Raw genomic sequence first — 19829 nt, 5'->3', positions numbered from 1 at the left:
AAGTGGCAAGCTAGCCACTTAATCTGAGTTGGTTCGGTTAGGTAAATTAGCTACTGGCCCCAGCGCCGCCTGGCAATGAGGCGAGTCGAGTGGCGAGATCGGCTGACTGGGCGCTGAGATTGGCCACGAGTAGGTCCATGGCATTAAACTGATCAAGTAGTCTTGACTCATAAGAAGCCATTTTGGTTTCGAGTTGCTCGCGGCTGTCGGTGAGCCTCGACATCTGGCTGTCTAGAGTTTCATCACGGCTGTCAATGGTGCCACCCGTTTGCACATAAAAATCGAGCACACCATCAATTCTTGCCGCAAGACCGGTGTCTTCGGTGGCAAACATGTCTCTAATTTGAGTCATGTCGTTTTCAAGGGCGCTGGTGAGCTTATCTTCTTCAATTTCTAAGGTGCCAGTTTGAGTGGTTTTCACCCCTAAATTGGCAAGCATGGTCGCGCCATCTTCCGAGTCGTAAGTGCTTGATAGTACCCCGCGTAACTGGCTTTGAATGCTACGGACCATTGAGTCGCCCTGTAATACTCCCGCAGTGTCAGTATCTGCGTTATAGGCCGTCATGCTAGATATTTTGCTCATCAACGAATTGTAAGACTCAACAAAACCTTCAATGCTTTTTTGTACGGTGCCGGTATCGGCTGAAATACTCAAGGTGGTGCTTTTGCTAAGGTCGGCGTCCGATGCTGTCAGAGTTACCCCTGTAATAACATTCTCAACCGTGTTGCTGCCAGAGGTCACCTTAAGGCCGTCGACATACAATATTGCATCTTTTGCGGCGCTGAGTTCGGTCATGGTGAAGGTGTCACTAAGGCCTGAACCGCTAGTGTCATCTGCGGTCACGGTAATTTGCTTAGCGGTGCCGGTTTCGTCTGATGTCATTACCAATTGTGGGCCGCTGTCACCGGTAATAATGGTGGCTGTAATGCCGATATTGTCTTCGGCATCATTAATTTTTTGCATGATGGTTTCAAGTGAATCACCCTCAGCAACATCGACTATAAATTCTTCGCCGTCGACAGCTAACGTGAGCGAGCCTTCACCAATGGCGGCAGAGGCGTCGTCCACAGGCATAGAGCCAAGTTTTTGACTCTCGGCTAACTGTTCAACCTCAATTTTATAACTGCCTTCAACCGCGGTGCCATCGGCCTCAGCACTAATGTAACTGCTGCTGGACACATCAACTTTGCGGGCAATAAAGGTATCGGGATCGGTTAGCTCTTCGAGGCTTTCTTGAAATGAAGTGAGCGCACTTTTAAGGGTGCCCATGGCAGAAATTTCGGCTTCAATCTCTTTTTCGGTGGCATCAAAGCTGGCCACTTTGGGCGCGCTTTCGGCATCAACCAAGGCCGCGACAATGCCATTGATGTCCATTCCTGTACCAATACCAACCGATGTTAACCCCATGACAACCTCAATACGCTAATGAAAAATACCTACTTGTTACTACACATCACTCGTTAACTCAAAGCCGAGCTCTAATTACAACGACGAGTGGCTCAAGATGAACTCGAATGCTTAAAGTAACCCAAACACCTCAGGTGCATAAATGACTTGCGTCGCTTTTTAGCTAAAAAGCGCCAACTATCGTCTCTACGCTTGGGTCGACATTAATAAACCGTCCATCTCTTCCATTTTTTCATGCAATTTAATGGCCAACTCTAAGGCTTCTTCGTTGGGGATCTGCCTTATTAACTCGCCGGTATCAATATCAAGTACACTGACCACTTGCGTGCCGGATGTTTCATCTACTGTAAAAGTTAACCCTTTACGCAAAATCGCCATCATGTCCGACAGTTTAGTGGTCACTTCTTCTATCTCTTCGGGAGATAGTGCTTGCTCCGCCTCATCTTCTACTAACGGCTCGGCTGCCGGTGTTTGTTCAATATTGCTATTGCCGATATGCTGCTGTTTACTGACCGTTTCGGTGCTTGCTGAAACATTTTTTGTGTTCAGTGTTTGCTGAGCAGCCGGCTGTGTGTTTGCGGCATCAACCACCGTTGGGGTAACAGCGCTGTGGGTTACGTTTAAGTCCATGTTCACCACTCCGTTTATTTATCACTAAGGCAGTAGAGACCACCCTAATTTGCCTTGTCGGTTTACTGGCAGCACGCTTGTGTTGTGCGTTAACAACTAATGCAATGTTAACGCTGCAACTGCTGTGGTTCTAATTCAGTGTAAGCACAAAGGGAGAGCCGTTGCCGACTCCCCCTTTAAATCAATTTACTTACAAAATCAGCTTTGTGTTTATCATAATCTAACAGCTTAACCTGAGTTAAGCTGTCCGCTTATGCTTACAACAATGACAATGCAGCTTGTGGCAATTGGTTTGCCTGTGCAAGCATTGCAGATGATGTTTGTGACAAAATTTGCTGTTTAGTTAGCTCGGCAGTTTCTGATGCAAAATCAACATCTTGAATACGGCTACGTGCATCTGACACGTTAGTCTGAATGTTACTCAAGTTGTTAATAGTAAAGTCCATACGGTTTTGCACCGCACCTAAATCTGCACGGTCACTATCGATACTTGCAATTGCCGCATCAATCACGCTGATTGCAGATTGAGAACCAGATTCAGAGGTTAGGTCAATATCATTAACTGATAAAACTTTTGAATCATCATCGCCCAAGTCTAATGCTGTAGCAGGGGTAATAGCAGTTGCTTCATCATCTGCCATAGTTAATGTCATAGTTGAGCCATTTTCAGCAACACCACCAAATACAATACCACCGCCATCAACTGTGGCAGTAACGCCGGTGTCCTCAAGTGCAGTATTAATACTTGCGGCCAATTCATCTGCAGTTGCATCAACGCCAACAGTTACAGTTAAATCCGTTGCTGAACCACCGTCTGGCGTGTAGGTGAACTTCATAGTACCGGCGACATCGTCAGTATCAGAATCTGCAGTTAAAGCGGTAATGTTAGCTGCGTTTAATCCACCTGCTACGCTCTTACCTTCAATACCCAATTTATCTGCTGAAATATCGCCTAATGTAATTGCAATTGTTTCGCCAGCGTTAGAACCCACTTGGAAATTCTTTGTCTCAAAATCGCCGTTAAGTAATTTTTGGCCACCAAATGCAGTGGTGTCCGAAATACGGGTTAATTCAGCATTAAGTGAGTCTACTTCAGTTTGAATTGCATCGCGGTCTTCATCTGAGTTTGAACCGTTAGCCGATTGCAGAGACAAATCACGCATACGTTGTAAGATGTTGGTTGACTCTTGCATTGCACCTTCAGCGGTTTGGGCAATCGAAATACCATCGTTAGCGTTACGCATTGCCACACCAATACCGTTAATTTGGCTGGTCATACGGTTAGAAATTTGTAGGCCGGCTGCGTCATCTTTAGCACTGTTAATACGAAGACCTGAAGATAAACGCTCCATTGAGGTTTGTTGGTTCGTATTAGCGCTGTTTAGGCTGCTTTGCGCTTTCATTGATGTGACGTTAGTATTTACTGAAATAGCCATTATTAATCCCTCTTACCTTTGCTTTAGACTGTACTCGACATCAGTACTTATATGGTGCCTGTCTATCTAAAGCCAGGCGAATCATGTTGGTTACAGTATCTATAACGGCACATTCTTTTTAAGCTTTAGTTTTTTTTTGATATTTATTCACGCTAATTGCTTTTATCCTTTTAAAACGCACACTTAGAACACTCACCTTTTATATTTCATGGTTATAACTCTCGCAATCATCAAGCCTGCTGCCGCAAGTTTAATAGCCTTATTTAGTGGTATTCATCACCACGACCTAGCACGATCGACTAAAGCGGTAATCACCAGTTTGGATGTGAGTTTATCGACGTCGCTTGCAATCGACGTTAATAGAATAACACCGCTAAATGAGACTCAAACCGTAGCACGATTAACCTCATTAATGGGAGTCTTGTGTCTTTGCGATTATAAAAAAGCAACCAGGGAGGTTAGTCATGACAAGCGTGTAAGCCGTATTGATGACAAACGAGCGGCTAAAAAACAAAAAAGCCTCGATAAAAATACCGAGGCTATGAGCGCGCATTAAGTTGTTAGTATTAGCCGCCTAATTGACTAGCCTAATAGCGATAACGCCGCTTGTGGTAATTGGTTTGCCTGTGCAAGCATTGCAGATGATGTTTGCGACAAAATTTGCTGCTTAGTTAGTTCGGCTGTTTCTGAGGCAAAATCAACATCTTGAATACGGCTACGTGCATCCGACACGTTAGTTTGTACGTTGCTTAAGTTGTTAATGGTAAAGCTCATACGGTTTTGCACCGCACCCAAGTCAGCACGTTGGGTGTCGATTTGTGAAATCGCAGCGTCAATCACACCAATCGCATCTTGTGAGCCCGCTTCAGAGGTAACATCGATATCAATCACGTAATTTTCTAGCGTGTCATCGCCACCTAAAGCTAAAGCCGCTGACGGAGTCACGGCAGCCGGTGTTCCAGCCCCATCCATGATTGACATCGTCATCGCCGCGCCATTATCCGCCATACCACCAAAGGCAATACCAGTACCAGCAGCGTCAACTTCAGCGGTTACGCCGGTGTCAGCTAACTTGCCGTTTATGGCAGAAGCTAACTCTTCTGGCGTCCAAGAGGTATCAACCTCTAAAGTTAGATCTTGTTGTTCACCATCTTTTGGTGTGTAGGCAAACGTCATAGTAGCCCCTATACCATCGGCGTTGTTATCTACAGCCATTGCGGTAAGGTTCGCAGCGCTTAACGCGCCAGCTACAGTTTGACCTTTAATACCAATCGTCTCAGCAGCAGTGCTTTCTAGTGTCAATGCAATGGTTTCATTTGCATTTGAACCGACCTGGAAATTTTGCGTACCGTAATTACCGTCAAGTAGCTTTTGGCCACCAAATGCGGTGGTATCAGAAATACGCGTCAATTCAGCTTGCAGAGACTCCATTTCGGTTTGGATTGCGGTGCGGTCATCAGCTGAGTTTGAGCCGTTAGCCGATTGCAATGACAAGTCACGCATACGCTGCAGGATGTTGGTTGACTCTTGCATTGCGCCTTCAGCGGTTTGGGCAATTGAAATACCATCGTTAGCGTTACGCATTGCCACGCCAATACCGTTAATTTGGCTGGTCATACGGTTTGAAATTTGCAAACCTGCAGCATCATCTTTAGCGCTGTTAATACGCAAGCCTGACGATAAACGCTCCATTGATGTTTGCTGAGCGTTGTTAGCAGAGTTCATGCTCGATTGAGCTTTCATTGATGTGACATTAGTATTAACGCTAATAGCCATGGTGTAATCCTCTTGATAGTTTGTTCGCCAAGAATGCTACTTGGCTAAAATTGTTAATATTTCACGGTTCACTATTCATGCTTCGTTATTGAATCTGAATCTGTTCAACCTTGCGCCACCGATATGGTGACATGCTGTTAATCAATTGACTAAGTTCAACATTACCAAGTGCTTGACTGTCAATTTTTTAGCTTATTCGAGTTATATTTGCTGTTTGCAACTTACTTAATGCTTATTTTGTGCCAATATTGCCAACAATGACTTTTTGCTTAAAATAATGTGGTTTTATAAGTAATCAAACAGCGATATAGAACCGACCTTACTAAACACACTTGATACCGCATTAAGCGACACTTGTTGTTTTTCAAACTCGGTAATAGCCTCGGCATAATCTAAGTCTTCCAGCAAAGACAATGCCGACTGATTAATGAGCTGGCCCTCTTCATGTGTACTGGCAAAGCTTTCTAAACTCTTTAAGCTAGTACCCGCCACACTGCGACTAATGCCCATCTGTTCTTGCCCACAGCTAAGGTTATTCAATAACTGTGCCATTTCTGACTGCCCTTGAGGGCTATTGAGCTTTTCGCCATCGGACAGCAATGCAATCGCACTATTTAGGGTGTCAAAAATATTAGAATCTTGCGCTGGGGTGAGCTCGACAGTATCGCCAGCTACTGGGGTGCCAGTTAGCTGAACCTCAACACCTGCCACCACGATGGGGTTGGTTGGGTCAAAGTCGGTAATGTTGGTAATAGTGCCAGCAGAATCGGTGACGTTAGCATTAAGCCCACCACTGCCATTATCAACAAAGTCAATAGTATAGTTGCCCGATACGGCTGTGCTAGCATCGGTAATAGTGGCGCTTTCAACGCTAAATGAGCCTTGCTGGTTCGGCAGATAATTAACGCTATAGTCGCCAATCGCGTTAGCAGCATTCATAAATACGCTATCGCCCGGCACGTTGGTGCCCATAGTGACACCCGACGCAACAACGGTTTCACGCACGCCGGCATCACCGCTGTAATTTATTTTGCCGCTGTTATCAAAAGCAAAGGGCGTTGAGTTAGTACTAAAGCCAGAAAACACGCCGTTACCCGATTCGTCTTTGCTGTTGGCAATTGACAACAGTTCAGTCAGGCTACTTTGCATGTCATCGGCAATAGTTTGCCGATCGGCGTCACTTAATGTGCCGTTGACCGAACGTAGCATTTGCTCTCGCATGCTTAGTACGACGTTTTCAGCACTACCAATTTTACTTTCGGTGACGGCTAAGCGGCTTGTGGCGTAGTCAATGTTTTCTAAAAACTGCTCAACTACGGCATCTTGCTGCTTAATGTTATCAATACCGATGGCGGCGACGGGATCATCACCTGCAGTATTGACTTTTTTGCCGGTGGCCAGCTGATCCATAATTTTACTGGTAGCTGACTGGCTATTCATCACATTAGTGCTGGTTTGGTTATATATTTGCGCCGTAGAAATTCTCATAATGTGTCCCTTCCCTAACCGTGTTTACCGCGTTAGCGCAATGAGCTAAATAAAGTGTCAAAAATTTCCGTCGCGGTGGTCATGATCCGCGCCGACGCTTGGTAAGACTGTTGAAAACGCATCAGGTTAGCCGCTTCTTCATCTAAATTGACACCTGACTCGCTTTGAACCCGGCTATAGGCCTGATCATAAATAGCACTGGCCGAACTAGCGGCAATTTCTGCTGACTTAGTTTTACCGCCAATGTCGAGTTTGGTATTTTCAAATACGTCGTTTAGCGTAGTTTTGCCGCTGTTCATCAATTTGGCTTCGTTTAATTGCGCCATATTAACGAGGTTACTGTTGTCGCCTTCAGCAAATGACAGGTCAAAGGTGAAGCTGTCTTGGGTCGTCGCAGTTGAATGAACCTCAATGGTAAAACCATTGGTGCTGATATTAGGTGGTGTATAAGCAGCGGCAGCCCCTAAAGAGGTACCTTCAGCATTAAAAACTTCGAAGGTGGGCGGCACCGCTGACGGATCAACAGTAATGCTAAGTTCTGCACCTTTTGTGGGAAACTGAGCGGCATTGCGGTTATCAATGCTGACGACTCTGACCTCGGTATCACCTGAGTTTGCCGCATCGGCGGTAATGGTTGTCCCTGCAGCGGCAATGCCTTTGCCGTCGGTCATTACCACTGACAACGCTGAAGCGGCACTGTTGGTGGGGCGAATTTCAAAGCTGTCGCCGTTAGCAAACGCACCAGCTTCAATCTCAATGCTAAAACCATCAGCCCCTTCGAGGGTATTGCCGTTAAGTGTCAGCGCAGTGCTGCTACCGTTGCTGTCCGTTAATGCGTATGACGCTGGTGACGCGGTATAGGTAAGTTGGTAACTGCTACCGGTCAGTGAGCCGACGTCATCAATGTTGACACTTAAGGTTGCGTTACCCGCATTGTCTGACATTGCGCCAACACGACCTAGTTGCATTGACTCGTCGTTAATATCAGTAAATAGATTGCCGCCCACTTGGCCGTTTAGGTCGATACCGGCTGCTTGCGCCTGATTAAACGCATCAGCGATACCCAGTGCAAATTGCCCTACCTCTAACTGCGCAGGAACTAGCGTGTTATCACGGTAGTCAACTAATGCCCCAAGCTGCCCGCCGACTTTGCTGCCGTCTAGCTCAAGGGTTTTATCACCGATTGAGGCGGTAATGTTAACTTCTTCGGCGTATGGGTCGCCGGGGCTAGTGCCAACTTGCATCGACATCTCGCCAGACACCAACATAAATGCCCCACCCAACATGACACTCTTGGAGCCAGAATCGAGTGGCACAACGTTAACCTCTGCGTATTCGCTGAGCTCAAGAATGAGTGAGTCTTGCTTGTCGAGCAGTTGTAAATCTTGGCCTTGAGATTTAACTAACTCATGGTTTATGTTAGCCAGCTCGGAGCTGATCTCGTTAATTCGGTCTGTAACAGCCGAGATCTGGTCATTGGTTTGACTCATCTGGCTGTCTAAATTCTGCTGCATTTGATTAACGTTATTAGCTAGTTGAGTGGCGTTAGACAACATTGAGTCTCTTAGACCAATGTCATCTGGAACATCTGCCAAACTATTAATGCCGGAAAACAAATTGTTTAGTGAGGTAGGTACTGCTGAACCTATTTTAGAAAACAGCTGATCTAATTCAGACACTTTACTGTAAGTGGTATTGGCTTCACTGCTGGTCGTTTGACCTATTCGCAGTTCACGGGTCGCGTAATCGTTATAAACACGTTTAACATCTGATATATAAGTACCAGTACCATAAAATTCATTGCCCAGCTGGTGTGACTCTAGGCTCGCCTGTGATGCCACCTGACGGTTATAACCTTCGGTATTGGCATTAGCGATATTGTTACTGGTCACTGCCAGTTGCGACTGAGACGCTTGCACCCCTGTGCGCGCGATACTGAGTAAGTCCATCGCCATTAGTTACGGCTCTCCATTGCAAGTGGCTGTACAACTTTGGTCATCATTGCTTAACCTCTTGTAGAACGTTGGTAAAATCTCGTGTAATTGACTTCATGACCTGCATAACTTTGTCGGTATACTTAGGATCCGTGGCGTAACCAGCATCTTGTAATGACTGCACAAATGCCTTGGGATCGGCTGCCTTTTTAAGGGCGGTTTCGTAACGCTCACTATTTGAAACAAACGACACAAAGTCGTTAAAGCTGTCACTGATGGTGTCATACACTCTGAAATCGGCTTTTTGCTTAACCGCCACACCTTGCTCGTACTCAAGGGTGTTGACCTGGGCTTTATCGCCTTGCCAACGGTTGTCAGCTTTGATATTGAATAAATTATTACTTTGCTGCCCTGCCGCACCTTTAACGACTTTTTGGCCCCAACCGGTTTCGAGTGCAGATTGAGCAATCAGTACTTCAGGTGTGGTGCCTAACTGTTGCGCGGCTTTTTCAGCGTGGGGGTATAAACGGCTAACAAATTCATCTTGGCTGGTAAAATCGGCCTGTGATTTGTCGCCGTTCACAGCGACCGACGGCAACACTTTGCCACTCAGCATTGAGTCTAATGTTTGCGGTGCAATACTGGCTGGCATTGGTGTGGTTGGGATACCTGCCGACGTTGCAGCTAAGGGGCTAGCATTAAGCTCGTTACGGTCAAGCTCAATTGTGGTGCTCGCCATTGGTGCGGCCATTGCGGGTGCTTGGTCGAGGGTAAAGCTGTTGGCTCTTACTGAAGTGTTGCTGTCGCCTCTTAACACCGAAGCCGGTGTCATAGGGCTATTAGCAGGGTCTAGCTGCTGCACCATCAAATCTGCCAGCCCAAGCATGCCTTCACTAGACAGGTTGAGTGACATTTGCTGATCATGCATTTGCTCATAAAACTTGGTGTACTGGCTATTTAGCGGGCTGTCGGATTCAAATACGGCATTGGCGGCACGCATGCTGCTCATCAGCATTTGCACAAAAATACCTTCAAACTGCTGCGCGACCTCTTTAAGCGCACCGTCTTCACCTTTACGAGCGCCAGATCTGAGCGAGTCTAACCCTCCCAGATCTAAAAATTGCGATGCATTCGACAGCTTATCCATGACTATATTCCACTCAAACCGACAAATTTTAGATTATTATCAGTTCTCCATGCAAAGCGCCTGCCATCTTTAACGCTTCGAGTATGGCCAGTACATCTGACGGTGCAGCGCCAACTAAATTGACCGCACGAACCAGCTCATCAAGCGTGGTACCTGGGTTAAACATAAACATACGGCTGTCGTCTTGCGCAACATCAATGGTGCTGTCGTTGGTCACCGCAGTCTCGCCACCCGCTAATGGGTTTGGCTGTGCAACTCGCGTTGCTTCAGCAATTGTTACAGTTAAGCCACCATGGGTAACTGCTGCTGGCAGTAATTTGACGTTTTTACCCACCACGATGGTGCCGGTGCGTGAATTAACAATAACTTTGGCAGACTCTGACGCGGGTTCGATTTCAATATTTTCAAGTGTGGCTAAAAAAGATACCCGTTGTGACACATCACGCGGAGCACTTACCTGCACAGAGGCAGCATCAAGTGGCCTTGCCATACCTGGACCTAACAAATCATTAATGGCATCAGCTAAGCGTTTTGCTGTTGAGAAGTCAGCACGACGAAGGTTAAACGTTAAATGGTCGCCGGTTGAAAATGGCGTTGCCACGGTGCGTTCAATGATCGCACCATTGGGAATACGGCCAACAGTAGGAGTGTTTTGAATCACTTTAGAGCCATCTTGCCCTTCAGCACTAAAGCCGCTAACGACCATACTGCCTTGGGCAATAGCGTAAACGTTACCGTCGATCCCTTTTAAGAATGTTTGCAGTAACATACCGCCACGTAAGCTTTTGGCCTCACCTAAACTTGATACCGTAACATCTAACGTTTGCCCCGGTTTAATAAACGCAGGCATGGTGGCACTCACCGCAACCACGGCTATGTTTTTAATTTTTGGTCTAATGGTGTCAGGAAGGTTTATGCCAAAGTTTTTTAGCATTGTAGTAAAGGTTTGTTCGGTGTAACGGGTCTTTTCGCCGGTGCCGGGTAAGCCCACTACAAGGCCGTAACCTATCAGTTGGTTATTACGCACCCCTTGCACATTGGCAATATCTTTAATGCGCTGCGCTTGCACTGGCGCGGTTAATACCGCAAAAGCGCAAACACACAATAATGCAAATTTTAGTTTCATCAATAAATCCTCGGCTTGGTCAACGACAATAAGCCGCTTGGCTGCTGCCTTTGTAGGGTTATCAATGCCATGACCCCTACTTAATAATTGTGTTAGCTAATACCCTAGAAAGGCCACCAGCCACTCATAAAGAATGAACTTAGCCAGCCCACTTTTTGTACGTCAGCAAACGTCCCAGTACCGCTGTATTGAATACGAGCATTGGCAACACGCTGCGAGTCAATGGTGTTGTCTGGACGAATATCTTGGGCGCGAATCACACCTGTAATACGCACAAATTCGTTGCCGTTATTGATGGTTATCCACTTCTCGCCCCGGATAAGTAAGTTGCCATTGTTAAGCACTTTCAGTACGTTGGCCGAAATACTGCCTGACAGACTGTTACTTTGGTCGGCATCGGCTTCGCGGCTGGTATTGGCGCTGTCTTGGTAGTTAAGGTCCAGTGGTTTACCATTAATTGACAGGTCTTTGCCACCTGCATAAATAGGCGCTACTGACAAATCTGTGTCTCTTGATATTTCGTTGCTGGCACTTTTAGATGCTTGAGTCGATTCCATCAGCATAACGGTAATAATGTCACCAACGCGCAAGGCCTTAATGTCTGAATACAGGCTTGCAGCTTGGCTGTCTTGGTACATAGATCCGGTGGCAGCAATCTTAGTTGGCGGCGCTTCAGGGTAAACTGGCGCATAGTATGGATCGTCGGCAATGGGCTTACCATTGGTTGCTGTACAACCTGCTAATGCCGCAATAACAACTAAAATCCAGTAACGACTCATACACAATTCTCAACTTTTCAGGCCAATGGCCACATTCGATAAAAGAGATTAACGGTTCAAATTAACCTGCACTCAATGCGTGGCTTATAGGTTTTGATTCACGTAAGACAACATTTGATCTACGGCTGAAATAACTTTGGAGTTCATCTCATAAATCCGTTGGCTTTCAATAAGGTTAACGAGTTCTTCAGTCACATTAACGTTCGAGGTTTCTAATGCCCCTTGGCGAATTGCGCCCATGCCGTCAAGTGACGCAGTACCTTGAATTGGCGTGCCACTCGCACCCGTTTCTAAGTACAAGTTTTGCCCCATTGGGTCGAGGCCAGCAGGGTTAATAAAATCAGCCATAGCCAGTTGCCCCACCACTTGGTTTTCAGCAGTGCCTGGGGTTTTAACCGACACCTCGCCTTCTGACGACACGGTAATGCTGGTCGCTTCATCCGGAATGGTAATCGCTGGCTGCACCACATAACCAGAACCTGGGGTCACGATTTGACCATTTTCGTCTAAGCTAAACTGGCCTGTACGGGTATAAGCTGCAGTGCCATCGGGCATTTGCACTTCAAAAAAGCCTGAACCTTCGACCATTAAATCGAGCGAGTTATCGGTGCTTAACATGTTGCCTTGGGTGAAGACCTTTTGCGTCGCGACGACTTCGGTACCCGCACCAATGTTTAAACCGTTAGGCAGTTTAGTATTTGAAGCACTAATCCCCCCAGCTTGGTTAATGTTTTGATACAGTAAGTCTTCAAAAACAGCGCGGCTTTTTTTAAAGCCAACCGTGCTAGCGTTAGCCACGTTGTTTGAAATCACTGAGATGTCAGTTTGCTGAGCGTCTAAACCAGTTTTACTTATCCATAAAGCGGGATGCATACTCTTTCTCCTAGCTTATGCGCATTAATGCAGCCGAAGCTTTATCAATTTCTTCTGCGGTTTTCATCATTTTGACTTGCATTTCAAATTGACGTTGAATGTCTATCATCGATACCATTTCATGTACGGCGTTAACGTTACTGCCTTCAACAGCACCACTTAACACGCCGACACTAGGGTCGGCCATCGCCGGTTCACCCGACATTTGACGGAACAAACCATCTTGGCCACGCGTCATGTTTTCATTACCTGGATTGACCAACTTAATACGGCCAACCTCTTCAATCACATCGGCGGTTGCCCCTGTTGGACGTACAGAGATAATGCCATCTTGTGATATTTCAATTTTTTCAATCGGTAGCGGCAATACAATCGGGCCGTTATCGCCCATAACCGGCGTGCCTCTGTCGTTGCGTAGTAAGCCGGTAGTATCGAAACTTAAACTGCCTGAGCGGGTATAGGCTTCAGCGCCATCTTCACCCTGCACGGCTATCCAGCCATCGCCTTTAACGGCAATATCAAGGTCACGACCTGTGGTTTTGATTGGGCCGTTAGTAAAATTTGCTGACGGGTTTTCGGTCAATGCGAATACACGCGATGGCAAGCCCTCACCGAAAGCCTGCATCGAACGCGCCTGAGCGAGATCTGATTTAAAACCATCAGTCTTAGCATTTGCCAAATTGTTGGCACTTATTGCCAACGAATTCATATTGTTTTTAGCGCCACTCATGGCGACATAAAGTAACTTGTCCACTTAACGCTCCGTCAAACTTCCGTCTAAGGTAATGAAAAGCAAACATCGTGCCACAAATAGATACATATCAATTAAGCCTAAATTGGGCTATCTATTGAGTTTGTTAGCACTTAAAAATGTAGGTAAAACTAAAAGAGGCAGTGCGTTGCCGTAGCGGCAAACGTTTAAAGAATAAAGCGGCTAACACTGCCCAATATTAAGCAGTTTAAGGGGACCGACGAGAGGGAGATTAAACAGTTAAATTGGCAGCTAGCGATATGCTAACTGCCAGCGAAGTGCCTTAATCGATACGATTAAAGCACTATTTGTTCACTCAAAAATGATTAGCGGATCTGCAATATCGTTTGGTTAAGTGTATTGTTCACTTCAAGTGTACGTGAGTTAGCTTGGAAGTTACGCTGCGCCGAGATAAGGTCAACCAATTCGGTGGTCAAATCAACGTTTGACTGCTCCAATGCAGATGACTGAATACTACCAAAAGTACCACTGTTAGCTTCACCAGCCAGTGCTGGGCCCGAAGATAAGCTAGCTTTCCAAGATGTATTACCCTCTTGTGATAACCCTTGCTCATTAGCAAAACGAACCAAAGCAACACGCGCTAACGGTACAGTAGAACCATTACTGTAGCTGGCGTTAACAAGGCCGTCAGCACCTACTTCAACATTGGTCAAACGGCCAACGGTAGTACCGTCTTGGCTTAATTCTGTGGTTTCAAAAGCTGACGCATACTGAGTAGGGTTGTTAAACGCAAAGGTAATGGTTTGTGTACCATCAGCACCAGCGTCAAGTAAATTACCTAATGGTTCAGTGGTAATCGTCTCAGGGCTAGTGCCTGTATAAGCACCGGTTTCGTTAAAGGTGACAACGGCACCTTTCCAGCCGTCTACGGCAGCAACACCTTTAGCAGCATCTGCGGCACCATCACCATCGGCATCAACATTATAGGTTGCATCATCAGCTACATTAATAGGTTCGCCATCAACGGCATAAAATGCAACCCAGCTGCTTTCATCGGTCATTGCCGCATTATCTGGACGTACAAAATAGGTTGTCATCACATGTGGCTCACCTAACGAATCGTACATGGTGACAGATGTCGAGTTATTAAAAGTATCTGTATTTTCAGGATCAAACTCATCAAGAGGGTGAGTATCATCGCCCGCATTGAGGTTCATTTGCATACTGATGTTTTCAGTTTTCACCGGGCTACCAGCTGTATCTGGAATTTGTACGGGTTCAGTACTGGTTAAACTGACTGAGGTCGAATTACCATTTTTATCAACTGGGAAAGTTTGTAAGTAGTTGCCGGCTGAGTCAACCATGTAGTTTTCTGAGTCAAACTTAAATGCACCTGCACGGGTAAATGACTGTTCTTGCGAGCCGATTTCAGAAGAGGTAACAAAGAAACCGCCGCCAGTGATCGCCATATCAAGCGAGTTACTGGTAAATTGCATACTCCCTTGGTGAAATTGCTGCGCAATCTGGCTCGTTGCCACACCGCCACCAACTGTGGTGTTACCATTGGAAAAAATAGAGCTCGCATATACATCAGAAAATTCTGCGCGCGACTCTTTAAAGCCAGTTGTGTTTACGTTGGCAATATTGTTTGCTGTGGTATTAAGATCTTTTTGTGCAGCAGAAATACCGCTCAAAGCAATGTTAAATGACATAGTTCACCTCAATCTTTATTTAATTTGTTGTTGAGAAGCTCAATGGCTCCTCAATTAATTTGGTTGACGCTTAAGATTCTGATACAGCTAATACGTCACTGATCTTAATGCCACCGACACCGCGTAAATTTAAAATAGCGCCGGTTGCTGCAGTGCCTAATGACACACTCGTTACATGCGCATAGGTTGATACCGGTAACTCTTCGCTAGAGCCATTCACTCGGCCCGACACTTTAAGGCTATAATTGCCACTTGCGACAGGCTCACCGTTTTGACCGGTTCCATCCCATACCACATCCACGTTACCACCCGCGCTACCATCGACTTCAAATGTCTTAATAAGCTGGCCAGTTTCGTCTTCAACGCGCACCATTAAGTCATCAATTTGTTCTGATGTACTCACAATGGCTTTAATCGCGCCTTCTTCACCTGACAAATAACCGGTGTCAGATGGAATAAGTACTTTTTGGCCCACTAAGCCCGATGCCTGCAAAGCCTGGCTTGATGTCGTGAGCGCATTTAGGTTTACAATCTCTTCATTGAGCGAGCTAATACCATCAACGGTCGAGAACGACGCCATTTGCTGGATCATTTGGTCGTTATCAACAGGTTCAAATGGATCCTGCATCGATAACTGCTGACTCAATAAAGAGAAAAAGTCTTCTTGCGATAGATCCTGACTATTTGCTTCAGGGACTATCGACTCAGTTGGCAAACGTAAACTGTCTAAAAACGGGTTGCCAGTTGACAGCGTTTCCGTTGTTGACGATGTACTTTGCGTACTAATTTGACTGGCTTGCGGCGTCACACTGCTAGATTGTGCTGCGACCGCTTGCGTAGTATTGAGCGGATTAATGGTGCTCAAAGTTTACCTCCAGCTTTCACTGAGTTTATTTACCAATTTGAAGAGTTTGCTGAAGCATTGATTTTGCCGCTTCAGTCACTTGTACATTCATCTGATACGAGCGAGAGGCCGAAATCATGTCGGCCATCTCCTCCATCACATTCACATTCGGTTTATAAATAAAACCGTCGGTGTCTGCCATCGGATGATCTGGCGAAAATTCTTTATTAAGCGGTAAGTCACTTTCAACAATGCCTTTTACCGCAACGCCCATAGACGCATTTTGATGCTGCTGCGCTTTACTCAATTCAGCTTCAAAAATGGGATGACGAGCGCGATAAGTCTGGTCAACACTGCTAGATACCGCATCGGCGTTAGCAATGTTACTGGCTGTGGTATTAAGCCTGACTGATTGTGCTGACATGCCGGAACCCGCGACATTAAAAATATTAAATAAGCTCATAATTAGTCGCCTCTAATGGCTTTTTTCATGCCCGAAAATTTACTGTCTAAAAAACCGAGTGACATTTGATACTCAAGCGCATTTTGCATAAACGCTGACTGCTCTTCTTGGATATCAACCGTGTTACCGTCACCCGTATCTGGCTGATTAGGTACCCGATAAGCAACATTTTGCTGGGTTAAAGCCGCCATATCAAAATGTTTGCTATCGCTTTTTGTCATTGCCAAGCCCGATTGACGAGATTGTGCCGAGTTCATAGCTTTAGCAAAATCTACATCACGCGCTTTATAATGTGGCGTGTCGGCATTAGCGATATTTGAAGACAGGACCTCGGCACGTTGGGAACGAATACCCAAAGTGTGCTGATGAACCCCTAATGCCTTGTCAAAACTAATCGCCATAAAATTGCCTCCTAAGCTCGGTAGCTAAAATAAAGCAATAGGTGTGCCAAACTAGTCTAAAAGTAATAAATAAGCGTTTTGTGGGGGTTTCAAGCGGTTTAACTGGAGGAAGTACAGCAGAACAAAGTACTGATAAGGTGTCAAAATTGCGTGATTAGCAGCTTCAACACCTCATAAATTAGGCTTAATTGCGTTTTTGGTAATAAATGCCAGGGTTGCAGCGGATCATGTCAAACTCATCTGACAAGCCGGCAATAGACTCTGACGCGCCCAAGAATAAAATGCCTTTAGGGTTTAGTGCGGCAGCAAATTGCCGCAATATTTTCCTCTTTGCCTCTGGGGAAAAATAGATCAATACATTACGGCAAAAAATGATGTCATGCTTACCAAGCAAACTGTAGCTTTCGAGCAAGTTATGAGCTCTAAAACTAATCAGTCGCTTCACATTGTCTTTTACCACCATATTGCCTGAAGGCAAGGGGTTAAAGAACATGCGTTTTCGGTCTTCAGACAAACCTCGCCCTAAAGCTAAGTTGTCATACTCGGCATTATTACAACGTTCAAGCATCGTAGGTGACAAATCTGTGGCCAAAATGTTTGCGCCGCTAGGCAAAACACCCGGTTTACGCTGCTGAAACTCAAGTACTGTCATGCCTAATGAATAGGGTTCTTGCCCTGAGGAACACGCCGCCGACCAAATTTTAACAGGCCGCCCCAGACGACTATAAGTTGCCAAAAGGCTATTGAATAACAGCTCAAATGGGTAACGGTCGCGAAACCACAATGTTTCGTTGGTCGTCATAGCATCAATCACTTCAGTGCGTAATCTACGCTCTGATGGTTTCATTGCATGCTTAACCACTTCAGATAAAGAAGGGAGATTGTATTTTCCCATCAGTGGGGCTAATCGGCTACGCACAAGATATTGCTTGTTTTCGCCTAGCACAATACCGCTATGCTGCTCTAGAAACAGTCGAAACTGATGATACTCATGTTCAGCAAGGGATCTATTCGGCACGCTGGTATCCTAAATATTTAACGAAATAAGCCGCACCAATCGTGCGACTTAACAACAACCGCTGGTTTATACCTTAGGCACCGAATAAACACAAGCAAGACTTAGTTTGCTTATGCCGGCTGACCTACAGCTATATTAGGCTTTTATAAACTTAAGTGCTTATTCACTGCAGCAGCTAATTCATCAGGATTAAATTTCGCGATAAAGTCATCAGCGCCGACTTTTTGCACCATGGCTTGGTTAAACACCCCACTTAGTGAAGTATGTAATACCACTTTTATGTTTCTAAGTTTAGGGTCGTCGCGAATTTCAGCTGTTAGGGTATAGCCGTCCATTTCAGGCATTTCGATGTCAGAAATAATCAGTGGGATCTCAGTCGATACATCGTCAAGTTCAGCGGCAATTCTGCGCAGTTTTTCCAGCGCTTCTTTGCCGTCTTTAGCGGTATCGATTTGTAAGTCTAATGAGGTCAATGAACGAATAATTTGCTTACGCGCAACAGACGAATCATCGATAACCATAATATGGTGGTGTAGCTCTTTATCGATGGTTAACCGGTCATTTACCGCTTGACTGATGTTGGTATTAACCGGTGAAATTTCATCGAGAATTTTTTCAACATCTAAAATTTCGACCAGCTCATCATTAACCTCTGTTACTGCCGTTAAATAGGAGCCGCGCCCAGCACCTTGTGGTGGTGGCATAATGGCTTCCCAGTTCATGTTGATAATTCGCTCAACCGAGCTGACCAAGAAACCTTGTACGCTACGGTTATATTCCGAAATAATAATGAAACAGTTTTCAATATTTTCAATAGGCCTACCACCGGTAGCCGCACTCAAATCAATCACTGAAATGGTCATACCGCGCACATGTGCAATACCGCGAACATTTGAATTTAATCGTGGCAAACTGGTCAATTTTGGGCACTGTAGGACTTCTTTAACTTTAAAAACGTTAATGCCGAATCGTTGGCGTCCGTTAAGTTTAAACAACAATAACTCTAATCGGTTTTGCCCCACCAATTGCGTTCGCTTATTTACTGATTCTAAAATATTCGACATGAAAATTGCCTTGTGCTAATTGCTATCGGTCTAATTTATAAGATTAATTTTTAATTACTGGTAATGCTTTGATTTAACGCATTGATACCCTCATTTACATTGTCGGGGGTAAAATCGACCGTCTGTTATTTTAGGCACAATATATGCATACCTAAGCTAACAAGGCTTTGCGTTAAAAATTGTTGTCAACTTTATGACGTTCAACGACGAATGAATTCGCTTAACTTATACCATTTACTACACTATATAGGTGCATTCTAGCGAATCAAGCTAATGTAATCATTATGAAAATTAACTTTGCACTTTTTTTTGCCGTACTTTTTTTTCAAAGTGCCGCCGTTGCCGATACTGCTCAAGTCAGTAGCGTACCCTCTATATCGACCATTTCTCGCTTAGCTATAGCAGCAGTTGAAGAAAAAATTGAAGCGCCTGAAAAAGCAAAGATTAATATTAAACCCCAAAGCTTAGATACCCGTGTTAACTTGCCTAATTGCTTTGCCCCCATCACCGCAGAACTAGCCAGTGATAGAGCAATAAGACGCAATAACACCGTTAAAATTAGTTGTAACAGTCCAGACCTAAGCTACCCATGGCAAATATTTCTATCGGTTAGAGTCGATATTCTTTATCCGGTCGTCGTAGCAAAAGGCACCTTGGGGCCTGGAGATTTATTGTCACAAAGTGATCTAGAAATTGCTTTTGTTGAACAGACCACCCTCAGAGGCCAACAGTTTGATGCGATAAGCCAAGTGGTTGGTGCCCGACTTAAACGCCGAGTGGCACCAGAACAACCCATTTTCAACAACCATTTATGCATTATTTGCAAAGGCGACACCGTGTCTATTTTTGCCCGTTCTGACACTTTTGAGATAAAAACCGTTGGCGAAGCACTGCATGATGGCAATGTCGGCGATAAAATACGCATTAAAAATAGCCACTCACAAAAAACTTTGAACGCAAAAGTCATTGCAGTGGGTCAAGTTGAAGTAAGAATGTAATATAATATTAAAGTTAACGG

Annotated in this window: 18 protein-coding genes; 1 reads left to right on the top strand and 17 read right to left on the bottom strand. The window is 45.2% G+C overall.

The features are described 5' to 3' along the window. Nucleotides 1-46: 46 nt before the first annotated feature. From fliD to RGE70_RS05360, 17 genes are all read right to left on the bottom strand, one after another. Nucleotides 47-1408, bottom strand: coding sequence for a flagellar filament capping protein FliD (fliD, locus tag RGE70_RS05440; protein ID WP_310470517.1), 1362 nt, complete (start codon nt 1406-1408; stop codon nt 47-49). Nucleotides 1409-1594: 186 nt separating this feature from the next. Beyond that, nucleotides 1595-2038, bottom strand: a complete 444-nt coding sequence (locus RGE70_RS05435; protein WP_310470516.1) for a flagellar protein FlaG — start codon at nt 2036-2038, stop codon at nt 1595-1597. Nucleotides 2039-2295: 257 nt separating this feature from the next. After that, nucleotides 2296-3474, bottom strand: a complete 1179-nt coding sequence (locus RGE70_RS05430; RefSeq protein ID WP_310470515.1) for a flagellin — start codon at nt 3472-3474, stop codon at nt 2296-2298. Nucleotides 3475-4056: 582 nt separating this feature from the next. Further along, a complete protein-coding gene (locus RGE70_RS05425) occupies nt 4057-5250 on the bottom strand; it encodes a flagellin (protein WP_310470514.1) in 1194 nt (397 codons plus the stop codon). 285 nt (nt 5251-5535) lie between these two features. After that, nucleotides 5536-6738, bottom strand: a complete 1203-nt coding sequence (flgL, locus tag RGE70_RS05420; protein ID WP_310470513.1) for a flagellar hook-associated protein FlgL — start codon at nt 6736-6738, stop codon at nt 5536-5538. A gap of 32 nt (nt 6739-6770) precedes the next feature. Next, nucleotides 6771-8693, bottom strand: a complete 1923-nt coding sequence (flgK, locus tag RGE70_RS05415) for a flagellar hook-associated protein FlgK (RefSeq protein WP_310470512.1) — start codon at nt 8691-8693, stop codon at nt 6771-6773. Nucleotides 8694-8736: 43 nt separating this feature from the next. After that, nucleotides 8737-9819, bottom strand: a complete 1083-nt coding sequence (gene flgJ, locus RGE70_RS05410; protein ID WP_310470511.1) for a flagellar assembly peptidoglycan hydrolase FlgJ — start codon at nt 9817-9819, stop codon at nt 8737-8739. A gap of 28 nt (nt 9820-9847) precedes the next feature. Continuing rightward, entirely contained in the window at nt 9848-10945 is a 1098-nt protein-coding gene (locus tag RGE70_RS05405; RefSeq protein ID WP_310470510.1) for a flagellar basal body P-ring protein FlgI, read from the bottom strand. Nucleotides 10946-11049: 104 nt separating this feature from the next. After that, nucleotides 11050-11724 carry a flagellar basal body L-ring protein FlgH gene (gene flgH / locus RGE70_RS05400; RefSeq protein WP_310470509.1) on the bottom strand — a complete coding sequence of 225 codons (675 nt, stop codon included), beginning with the start codon at nt 11722-11724 and terminating at the stop codon, nt 11050-11052. Between the two features lie 84 nt (nt 11725-11808). Beyond that, complete coding sequence (gene flgG, locus RGE70_RS05395; protein ID WP_310470508.1) at nt 11809-12597, bottom strand: flagellar basal-body rod protein FlgG; 789 nt, start codon at nt 12595-12597, stop codon at nt 11809-11811. A 10-nt stretch (nt 12598-12607) separates the two neighbouring features. Beyond that, entirely contained in the window at nt 12608-13351 is a 744-nt protein-coding gene (gene flgF / locus RGE70_RS05390) for a flagellar basal-body rod protein FlgF (RefSeq protein WP_310470507.1), read from the bottom strand. Between the two features lie 323 nt (nt 13352-13674). Continuing rightward, a complete protein-coding gene (flgE, locus tag RGE70_RS05385) occupies nt 13675-15021 on the bottom strand; it encodes a flagellar hook protein FlgE (protein ID WP_310470505.1) in 1347 nt (448 codons plus the stop codon). Between the two features lie 70 nt (nt 15022-15091). Beyond that, on the bottom strand, nt 15092-15886 hold the full coding sequence (locus tag RGE70_RS05380) for a flagellar hook assembly protein FlgD (RefSeq protein WP_310470504.1): 795 nt from the start codon (nt 15884-15886) through the stop codon (nt 15092-15094). Between the two features lie 25 nt (nt 15887-15911). Beyond that, the gene (flgC, locus tag RGE70_RS05375; RefSeq protein WP_310470502.1) at nt 15912-16328 is read right to left on the bottom strand and encodes a flagellar basal body rod protein FlgC; all 417 of its coding nucleotides are present in this window, start codon (nt 16326-16328) and stop codon (nt 15912-15914) included. Nucleotides 16329-16330: 2 nt separating this feature from the next. Continuing rightward, entirely contained in the window at nt 16331-16729 is a 399-nt protein-coding gene (gene flgB, locus RGE70_RS05370; protein ID WP_310470501.1) for a flagellar basal body rod protein FlgB, read from the bottom strand. Between the two features lie 184 nt (nt 16730-16913). Continuing rightward, nucleotides 16914-17747: a CheR family methyltransferase gene (locus RGE70_RS05365; protein ID WP_310470500.1), complete on the bottom strand. Its 834-nt coding sequence runs from the start codon at nt 17745-17747 to the stop codon at nt 16914-16916. 143 nt (nt 17748-17890) lie between these two features. Next, a complete protein-coding gene (locus RGE70_RS05360) occupies nt 17891-18811 on the bottom strand; it encodes a chemotaxis protein CheV (RefSeq protein ID WP_310470499.1) in 921 nt (306 codons plus the stop codon). 284 nt (nt 18812-19095) lie between these two features. Between RGE70_RS05360 and flgA the strand changes: the two genes are divergently transcribed. Further along, nucleotides 19096-19809, top strand: a complete 714-nt coding sequence (flgA, locus tag RGE70_RS05355) for a flagellar basal body P-ring formation chaperone FlgA (protein WP_310470498.1) — start codon at nt 19096-19098, stop codon at nt 19807-19809. Nucleotides 19810-19829 lie beyond the last annotated feature (20 nt).

Origin of the sequence: Shewanella youngdeokensis, assembly GCF_033180165.1 — a bacterium.
Lineage (GTDB): Bacteria > Pseudomonadota > Gammaproteobacteria > Enterobacterales > Shewanellaceae > Shewanella > Shewanella youngdeokensis.
Note: the sequence above shows the minus strand (reverse complement) of the source record. Positions and strands in the feature narration are given on the sequence as shown.